General features: G+C 41.2%; 8 protein-coding genes. 1 reads left to right on the top strand and 7 read right to left on the bottom strand.

Going from position 1 to position 9,587, the window contains the following annotated elements; translation table 11 throughout:
* The 6 genes from IH598_08725 to IH598_08700 all read right to left on the bottom strand — a co-directional run.
* The coding region (locus IH598_08725; protein MBE0638591.1) for a hypothetical protein at positions 1–911 on the bottom strand (911 nt) is incomplete at its 3' end.
* 30 nt (positions 912–941) lie between these two features.
* Positions 942–2,534 carry a T9SS type A sorting domain-containing protein gene (locus IH598_08720; GenBank protein MBE0638590.1) on the bottom strand — a complete coding sequence of 531 codons (1,593 nt, stop codon included), beginning with the start codon at positions 2,532–2,534 and terminating at the stop codon, positions 942–944.
* Positions 2,535–2,564: 30 nt separating this feature from the next.
* Positions 2,565–4,151, bottom strand: a complete 1,587-nt coding sequence (locus tag IH598_08715) for a T9SS type A sorting domain-containing protein (protein ID MBE0638589.1) — start codon at positions 4,149–4,151, stop codon at positions 2,565–2,567.
* A gap of 320 nt (positions 4,152–4,471) precedes the next feature.
* Positions 4,472–5,338 (bottom strand): nucleotidyl transferase AbiEii/AbiGii toxin family protein, encoded by an 867-nt coding sequence (locus IH598_08710; protein MBE0638588.1) that lies wholly within the window; start codon positions 5,336–5,338, stop codon positions 4,472–4,474.
* Positions 5,331–5,984 carry a hypothetical protein gene (locus IH598_08705; GenBank protein MBE0638587.1) on the bottom strand — a complete coding sequence of 218 codons (654 nt, stop codon included), beginning with the start codon at positions 5,982–5,984 and terminating at the stop codon, positions 5,331–5,333. Before IH598_08705 ends, IH598_08710 begins: the two co-directional genes overlap by 8 nt.
* Positions 5,985–6,384: 400 nt before the next feature.
* Entirely contained in the window at positions 6,385–6,816 is a 432-nt protein-coding gene (locus tag IH598_08700) for a hypothetical protein (GenBank protein ID MBE0638586.1), read from the bottom strand.
* Positions 6,817–7,545: 729 nt separating this feature from the next.
* Here IH598_08700 and IH598_08695 point away from each other — a divergent pair.
* On the top strand, positions 7,546–8,748 hold the full coding sequence (locus IH598_08695) for a T9SS type A sorting domain-containing protein (protein ID MBE0638585.1): 1,203 nt from the start codon (positions 7,546–7,548) through the stop codon (positions 8,746–8,748).
* A 300-nt stretch (positions 8,749–9,048) separates the two neighbouring features.
* Here IH598_08695 and IH598_08690 read toward each other — a convergent pair whose 3' ends face one another.
* Positions 9,049–9,267: a type II toxin-antitoxin system HicB family antitoxin gene (locus IH598_08690; GenBank protein MBE0638584.1), complete on the bottom strand. Its 219-nt coding sequence runs from the start codon at positions 9,265–9,267 to the stop codon at positions 9,049–9,051.
* Positions 9,268–9,587 lie beyond the last annotated feature (320 nt).

The raw sequence follows: 9,587 nt of genomic DNA, 5'->3' as shown, positions 1-9,587 counted from the left end.
TTGTTCGAAATTGTGTCCGTTTCGGATGGCGCAACCAGGTAATCGCAGATGCTTTGCACATCACAAGTGGATAAAGAGGTATTATTGGCTATGTATAGATTTGTGATGGAACTGGCTGCAATATTCTCCAATCCTGCGAGGCCGGTTAATGAATTGTTATATGTAATGAAAAGGTTACCCGCAATGGAATTCAGGTTATTCAATCCATCCAAATTTGTAAGGAGGCCGTTATCAGAAATATGAATACTGCCACCTATTGATGTTAAATTTTCCAGCCCTGTCAAATTTTGAAGGGAAGAGTTCTGGTTTAATCTTAAGTCGCCTCCTACTGTAGTCAATTGATTTAATCCGGTAAGATGCGCAAGTTTTGAGAGGGTGATTTCAAGGCTTCCACCTACAGAAGTTAGATTTTCCAACCCTGTTAGACTGGTAAGTGATGAATTTCCACCTATTATCCATCCAATAATCAGGTTGCCTCCGACGGAAGCTAAACTATCCAAACCGGTCAAACTAGCCAGTGCATGGTTACTAAATATAACTATATCCCCTCCGGTAGAAGTTAGTTTATCGAGGCCGGTCATACTGGTCAGGACAGCGTTAGCTACTATCCAAACTGATCCCCCAGCAGAAGTCAAATTATCTAATCCGGTCATGCTGGTCAGGACGGGGTTTGAAAGAATATCAATATCTCCCCCAATGAAAGTCAGAACACTCAATCCGTTAAGATTGGTTATATCGTTACCAAATATGGTTACATCCCCCTCAATCTCCGCGCACCCCGGATAATTGGTTTGGAAATTATCAATCTGCTCCTGCGTGCTGAAGGTAATGCCTTCGGGCAGGCACGACTGCGGGGTGGCAGCAGCAAAACTGATGAGAATGACTGCAATGAGTAGAGTTGATTTTATCATGTCATTTGGATTTTGATTGATGGAACAAAGCTAATACTTTAAAACCTTCTGTGTTATAATTTTCTGGCCAACCTGCAGGTGGAGTAAATATATTCCTGGAGTCAGGCTGGAACTATCCCATTGCAATTGGTTTAGTCCCGGATAGAGTTCTTTTTCCGCCGGCTTTGACTCTAACTGCCCCATATTGTTGTAAACCGCTACAGTAATCCGGCTGGGCTGATCGAGTGAAAGCTCAATGCTCAGTTGATCGGTAAAAGGATTTGGAAAAACAGTGAAACCGTCCTCACCCCCTATCACTTCGATGCTGCTGCTTTCGCAGGCTTCTGTAACCTCTTCCGGATTGTTGCAGCCGGGCCCGTTGTTCGAAATATCTACAATTCCATTTGGCGCAGCCAGGTAATCACAGATGCTTTTTACTTCACAGGTGGATAATGAGGTGTTATCTCTTATGAAAAGTTCGCTGATGGAACCGGCTGAAATGCTGTCCAACCCTGTAAGGCTGGTCAGAGTTGAGTTATAATTTATAAAAAGATAACCCCCGATGGATTTAAGATGATTTAAGCCCATTAGACTAACAAGATCATGATTTAATTCTATAGTAAGTATATTTCCGATAAAATTCAATTTTTCCAGCCCCGTCAGATTAGATAATGAAGTGTTCGTTATCCTAAGTTGACCACTGATGGAAGTCAAATTGTTTAAACCTGTTAAACTTTTCAGAGAAGAATTGAAGTCCAAATTAAGTCCTCCGCAGATTTGAGTTAAATTATTCAATCCGGATAAGCTGTTTAAGTTATTATTTTTGGAAATACTCACCCCTTCTCCGATGTGGGTCAAATTGTTTAAGGCGTTAAGGTTGATTAGTGCGTCATTTTTAGATATATCAAAATACCCCCCAATTGAATCAAGACTTTCCAATCCTGTGAGGCTGGTTAGTGATGAATTTCCGCCAAACCATCCTCCAATCCAAAGACCGCCCGCAATGTAGGTTAGACCATTCAAGCCTGTCAAATTGTTTAGGGCTAGGTTATCAAGGATCAATAAGGAGCCCCCGATTGATGACAAACCCTCAATCCCTGCCAGGTTAATAAGATCACTATTGTCAATCCTAACAGTACCCCCTACATATGTTAAACCACCAAGCCCTGACAGGTTGGTCAGATAATTGCCCGTTATCCAAAGTTCACCCCCGATGGAAGCCAGGTTCACCAATCCAGTAAAGCTGGTAAGAGAAGTGTTATCTGAAATCCAAAAGTAACCCCCGATGGAGGTTAATCCTTCCAGACCAGTTAGGTTGGAAAGTGTAGAGTTATTATTTATCCATAAATAACCGCCGATGGAAGTCAAACCTATCAAACCCGCCAGACTTCCCAACGAAGAATTTGACCTGATTTCAAAATTGCCACTAATTGAAGTTAGTACTCTCAATCCATTCAAATTTGTGATATCGTTACCCTGAATGGTTACATCCCCCTCAATCTCCGCGCACCCCGGATAATTGGTCTGGAAATTATCTATTTGCTCCTGCGTGCTGAAAGTGATGCCTTCGGGCAGGCACGACTGCGGGGTGGCAGCAGCAAAACTGATGAGAATGAATGCAATGAGTAGAATTGATTTTTTCATGTCATTTGGATTTTGATTGATGGAACAAAGCTAATACTTTATGATCTTACGTGTTACAATTTCCCGCCCCACCTGCAAGTGGAGCAAATAAATGCCGGGGGGCAGGATAGAACTATCCCATTGTAATTGGTTTACGCCCGGATAGAGTTCTTTTTCTATCGGCCATTCCACCAACTGCCCCATGTTGTTGTAAACCGTTACAGCAACCAGGCTGGGCTTATCGAGTGAAAGCTCAATGCTCAGTTGATCGGTAAAAGGATTTGGAAAAACAGTGAAACCGTCCTCAACCGGAATCACTTCAATGCTGCTGCTTTCGCAGGCTTCGATAACCTCCTCCGGATTATTACATCCGGGTGCATTATCCGAAATTGTTACGGTTCCATTTGGTGCAATCAGATAACTGCAGATGCTTTGCACGTGACAGGTGGAAAGTGAGAAGTTGTATCTAATGTCAAGTTCAGTGATTGAACCTGAAGGAATGCTATCCAATCCTGCCAGGCTGGTAAGAGAAGAATTTCCCAAAATTGTTAGTGATCCCACAATCTCTGACAAACCATATAAACCCTCCAGGCTAGTTAGTGACCAGTTATCGCTAATCCATAGCTTTCCCCCGACTGAAGTCAGATTTTCCAACCCCGACAGGCTGGACATGGATAAGTTTGACCATGATAAAAGATCACCCCCAATGGAAGTCAGGTTGTTCAGTCCCGAATAGCTAATCAAGGCGTTCCTTCCAATATCCAGATAACCCGTGATTGAGTTCAATCCTTCAAGTCCTGTTAGACTTGACAGTCCATAGTTAAAATTTATCTTGATGTTTTTCTCAATAGAAGTCAGATTTTCCAAGCCTGACAGGCTGTTCAGAGACGCATTCCATTCAATTATAAGATTACCCTTGATTGATGTAAGGTTGTTCAATCCTGTCAGACTGGTCAAAGCTTGGTTACTCTTTATCATCATATCGCCCCCGATTGAAGTTAACCCCTCTAGTCCTGTTAGGTTGATAAAACACCAAATATGACTTATCTCAAATAGACCTCCAATAGTAGTCAAACTACTAAGCCCAGTCAGGCTTTTAAGTGAAGTACTTCTCTCAATTACAAGGTCACCTCCAATGGAAGTCAAATTATCCAGCCCGGTTAGGCTAGTCAGAGCAATGCCGTAGCCTATATACAGAAAACTCCCGATAGAAGTCAGGCTTTCCAACCCTGTCAAGCTATTCAAAGCTTGGATTTGAGTTAAAGCCAGGCCACCTGCGATGGAAGTCAGATTACTCAGTCCAGCCAGACTGGTAATTAATGGGTTGTCAGAAATAATAAGGTTATCCCCGATAGAACTCAAGCCTATAAGCCCATCCAGATTCACCAGTGAAGAATTAGACCTGATTTCAAAATTGCCACTAATTGAAGTGAGTACACTCAATCCATTCAGATTTGTGATATCGTTACCCTGAATGGTTACATCCCCCTCAATCTCCGTACATTCCGGGTAGTCGGATTGGAAATTGTCAATTTGCTCCTGTGTGCTGAAGGTGATACCTTCGGGCAGGCACGACTGCGGGGTGGCAGCAGCAAAATGGATGAGAACGGCTGCAATGAGTAGAATTGATTTTTTCATAACTGATGGTTTTTCTGATTATTCTTCAGTAGAAGAATTTATTGATGTTCAAAATTAAATCATTTCCCAAAACAACTGCAATCAAATGAGTAAAAGATCGAGTTGATTGAGTTATTGGTTGAAAAAGAAAAGATGGACTTTTATTGGAGAATGTTTGGTTAATTTAATCCAGCTGCTAAAAACTAATGAGTTTATGCTTCTAAAGCCAACCCAATCACCACCCTCGTTCCTCTCGCTTCGCCGTTTTCATTTTTCAGGTCAATGATCTCTATAAAAGTATTCAGAAAATGTCTCTATTTGAGAAGTTGGGTATTGAAATTTCAAACAAAAATGATTTGCCTTGTAGCAGCTCTGAAAAAATCCTTCGACCAGATTTCAAGCATCCGAAAATCTGTAACGAAAGGCGCTACTTCATCTTTTGCCTTTGTAACATCCAAATGGTCAATTGCACTATCAAGCAACTCAATCATTTTAACAGGAGTTAAGCGAACTGAAAGTCTGTAATGTCCGGAATCTCTCATTCGCTGCTCCAGGTGAACTATATTCACTTTTGGATGTTTTGACACATACCATGCGAAATCGTACCAATCGCGGCCTTTCACACGATTTTTCCATTTCCGGCATAGCACCGCATGCAGCTTTCCGGCAAACAGCGATGGTAATGTATATGAGCGCACTGCAAACTGAAGCGGCGAAAATACATACTTCATCTCAGTGTCGAAGCCGGTAGGGGGATTAGTGTCAACTTCGAGCTTAATTTTCAGTGTGGATTGAGGATGAATGCCTGTCAATAGTTCCTTTGGAGTATCAATAACCAGCAGTTGCCGGTATGTTTTGGTTTTAAGAAAGGCTGATTCAATTACTGTGTTTTCTGTTTTTTGGCGGGGTTCAAAACTAACATCAAAACCAAAGGTTTTAAACTCATTTTCGAGCGCATTTTTGTATCTGGAAAAATTAAACCCACCTATTGGCTTTAACATTGAAAAATCCAGGTCTTCCGAAAAACGGTTTAAACCATAAAGTATTCGCAAAGCGGTACCACCATAGAAGGCGGCCTCATTGAAAAACTTAGCCCTCCAAAGCCCAAGGAGAGCAACCGACTGCATGATTTCGCGCAATGCAACAACAACATCTCCCGAATGTTCCGGGAGTGGTGATGGTAGCATCTTTTTGATCAAATCATTCATTACCAATCAATTTATTGAGTAAAAAATCCGCCATCCATCCAACTTTTCGCGTTGAGTATTTTTCTTTAATCTCCCGCAACTTTTCCATTGAAAGAAAACTGAGGAGTGTGGTTTCGTCAATCCGAAGATCATAAAACAAATAACTTTCAAACGATGCTGGTGAAGATGGATTAAAACGCTTATCCGCCCAGACTTTGTCAGCCAAAGCTTTGATGGGAAGGGCAATGAGCCATTGATAATTTCCCGATTTTTCTATCGTCAGGCCGTAAGAGAAACTATGCTGAGGCATGTGGGTATAAGAAAACTGCCCGAGCGGGGTTTCATGAACACGCGACCTGCCGGAAGTAACAGAGGTTATGGTGGTCACTTTTTCGGGAATCAGCCCATAATAGCTGAGTGCGTAATCCAGGCTTATGGCAGATGGTCCGTAAACCAAATTGGCAATGGCCTCGCGTGATACAGGCTGCTTTTGCCAGAATTTGTTAAAGCAATACAACCCCTTTCTAATCCTGATTATTTTCTCTTGTCGCAACAATGAAGTCAACACATCCCGTGGTTTATTGTAAGTCGATAAAGCCGACATCAGTTGATTATAATCGAAAACATCGAGCTCGATTTCTTTTCGGAGCAATTCAATATTTTTCATTTTCAAACATCAATGTCCGGTTTTTCTGGACATTGGATGCAAAATTAATAATTATACACAAAAACCAAAACAAATCAAGGATAAAACGGATGCAGGCAACGCTGATTTCCAATTACCCTTTAATTTGGTCACAGAGAAATAGCCCAACCTTCTGATCATCGGGAGGATGGACTGTATAGTTTGAAATGTTTTAAATGAAAGCGGATCGTCAAGCACTGCCATCTCCGACCCAGAGAAAGGAGGGGGTAGATAAGCCCGCCTTTTCCTGCTTCAAAGTCGGGCAAGGTTCCCTGAAATCCTCACACCGGCACCCTAAACACCACCCGCGTTCCTTTCGCTTCGCAGTTTTCGTCTTTCAGGTCAATGATTTCTATAAAAATATTCAGAAAGTGACACAATTTTAGAAGTTGGGTATTGAAAATTCAAACAAAAATGATTTGCCTTGTAGCAGCCCGTTTTCATTGGGGAGCACTGAATTGACTTTGTCGCTTAAACCCCAGACGATGTCCAACTCGGATTCGGTCACTGCAACTTGCAAAACGATATTCGTTCCAGCATAACCAGCTACATTTTCGATGTTAGTCTTCAGGTGGTATTGATTGGTGGAGAGTTGCTCGAGCTTGGTATCAATGGTAAAATCCGAAAACACAGTGTTTCGTTCGTTCACATAAGTTAGATAATCTTCGTTAATGCCGAAAAAGCCGCTGCCCCCTATTTGTGTCAAAATTCCATCAAATTTTTCAGCAGGTATCCCCGGGAATTGATAGTAGTCGTTTACTCTGGCATACGAAAAAGAGGTAGCAAGCGAATCAACAACATGATACTTGATCACCGCCACATTATGTCCGCTCGATATCAGGTCGTCAGCTCCTTTGCAGCGCCTGGACAGGTCGGTCAGTTAAAGCGGGTCCGATTTCAACCCAAACAAAATTACTTGCAACCTGCTGGGCAGTTGTAAACTACGTAAGGAGTAAAAAACTCCAAATGGAAATGATAAGATATTTCATTTTGATTTGATCTCATTTTCTCAAAAAAACCAGTTCCCCATAAAAATGTTAGGGCTTTTAAAAAAAACTTTATGGCTTTTACAAAAAATTGATTTTCAAGTTAAAGGTTGGTATGTAAATAGCTTATTGCAAGAATTCCAATTAACAGTTGCGATGCCAACAATGCTGGTCAATGCATGTTATTGCCAACTTTTCTGGTAGTAATTCATGTGTCCTAAAGTGCCTGAGGCGGTTAAATTCTATGCTATCCTCATTAGTGATGCATTATTGGGGTGAGCCAGAGAAATTCATTCCAGAAAGCATCCATGTCGGTCTCAGTAAAGTCAACTTATTAAGCGGCACTCATTTAGCGGCACATATGGAAATATTAAAATATGTTAATAACCAGAACAAAGACGTTTTAACCTGTGTTTAGGCCTTAAAATAATTTTAAAAGTGAATTTCATTTTTTTACCAAACCTATGGTGACTTTTTAAATTTTACTTACATCATTATTAATTAATAAATTATTCAACATGCGAAAAACTATTCATCTTTTATCAGTTTCAATCCTCATGATACTGTTTTCAGTTTCAGTATCCGCCCAAGGTTATGCCTTCAACGATTTCGTAGGTACATGGCATGGAAATATCAGCAGCACATACTTTGGCGGGTATAACGATCCCATGACAATGACCATCGAACCTGATGGATTCTACACCGAGACTTCGGGTCAATTGATGCCCACACTTTATCCCAATACCCAGCAATGCGAATACGAGTCAGCAAGCAACCGTATGCACTGGTGGTACCTGGGTACTGTTTGGGGCGGTCAGTATTTCTATGAGCATCATTTTTATGAGGTGGTTTACTTTCAAAACGACACCCTCATCATGCATTACAATTTCTGGGATGATCCCATTCCAAACCCGGATGCAGGAACAATTTCTCTAACAAGGGTGACCACTACACCAGCCCCGGAAAATTTGGACTTGCAAATATTTAATGGATTGGCGCAGCTCACCTGGGATGAGCCCAACAGTGGTGGAAACCCAATCGCGGATTTATCAGGTTACAATGTTTACAGAAGTTATGAACTTGGAGCATACGAGTTGGTGACATTCACCGAAGAAACCTCCTATTTAATTGAAAACGGTGCAACTGCAGGGCTCAATTCGTATTCTATCACTGCAGTGTATGATCAAGGCGAATCCCTTCCTTCCAATGAACTGCTGATTCTTTTCGACACACCCGAGCCTATGGCTCTGCAGGGCACGCCGCTATCAAACAATATTGTACTCGACTGGTCAGCGCCGAATCCTGGATCTGGTGTTATGGCAACATTGTTGGGTTACAATGTTTACCACAAGTTTGAAGATGATACATTTGAACTAGCAGGTTTTACCGAATCATTTAACTTCATCCATGAAAATTTAAATCCAGGAACTCACCATTACTATGTTACTGCAGTTTATGACGGTGGCGAGTCTGATCCCTCAACCCAAATTGAGGTTACACTCCTCACTACCAGTTTAGGCGAGAGTACGTCCAGGTCGGATTATGTATATCCAAATCCTGTAAGCGATTTTCTATTTATTCATGCTGAAGAGAATATTTCCAGGCTCAGTTTGGTTAATCAGTCCGGACAGTCCTTACTTTCGGTGGAGTCACCTGAATCAAACCAGCAGATTGATGTAAGTCATCTTTCATCAGGGATTTATTTTTTATTGATCGAAACCAATACCGGACTGATCTCCAAAAAACTGATGATTGAATAAAGCACTTTAATTTAAAACAATATCCTGAACAAGAGCTGGTTGCATAAACCGGCTCTTTTTTTTCGAATCAAATGCATTACTGCCGAAGGCTATAAAACAGGTAAATATCCTTCGAATGGATTCTACAAATAATCATTAAACGGCTATTGTTACATGTCCTTAGGTGGCATTTGGGAAAATGTCAACCGATAAATTTTCATCATTCCAATTCCAATACCTTTTTACTTTTAAATCTGTCGAAAATTGTTGAAAACAACTAAATCCAAAGTGAAATATCAAAATGCCGGATGGGTTTGCAGTTTAAACCGCCACCGAAAGAACGTCGGAATAAGTTGCCGGCTTTGGTATCGGAAGCTTCTCTGCTTTAAGACCTTCAACATGCAGTTCAATGGCTTCTTTGATATTGCTTTTTGCTTCCTCGATTGTGTCGCCAAAAGAGATACAACCCGGAAAGTCGGGCGCCCAGGCGCCATATTGGCCCTGATCATTTTGCTCATATAATATGAGGTATTGCTCCATGCTATTTAAGTTTTGCCAATTTCAAAACACTATTTTCAATCCCTTTTGGAATATACTCTGACATCTTGTGTTCGGGTACTGTTACCAATCCCTGAATATCAGGATGTTTGTCTTACCAATGACTGCCTTTTTGCCTGACAAATCTCCACCCATTATCTTCCAAAAGATTAATTAGTACTTGCCAGAAAACTCTTAATGTTGAAAATCATTGTTTGCCCCAACCCTCCCGAAGTCTCGGGATAAATTCCGGGAGCAATGATTTTCAACGATTTACTCCCTTAAGGGCGGGGTAAATAAATCGTTGAAAATCAATTTTAGGG

It is taken from the genome of Bacteroidales bacterium (assembly GCA_014860585.1).
In the GTDB taxonomy this organism is placed as follows: Bacteria; Bacteroidota; Bacteroidia; order Bacteroidales; family 4484-276; genus RZYY01.
Note: the sequence above shows the minus strand (reverse complement) of the source record. Positions and strands in the feature narration are given on the sequence as shown.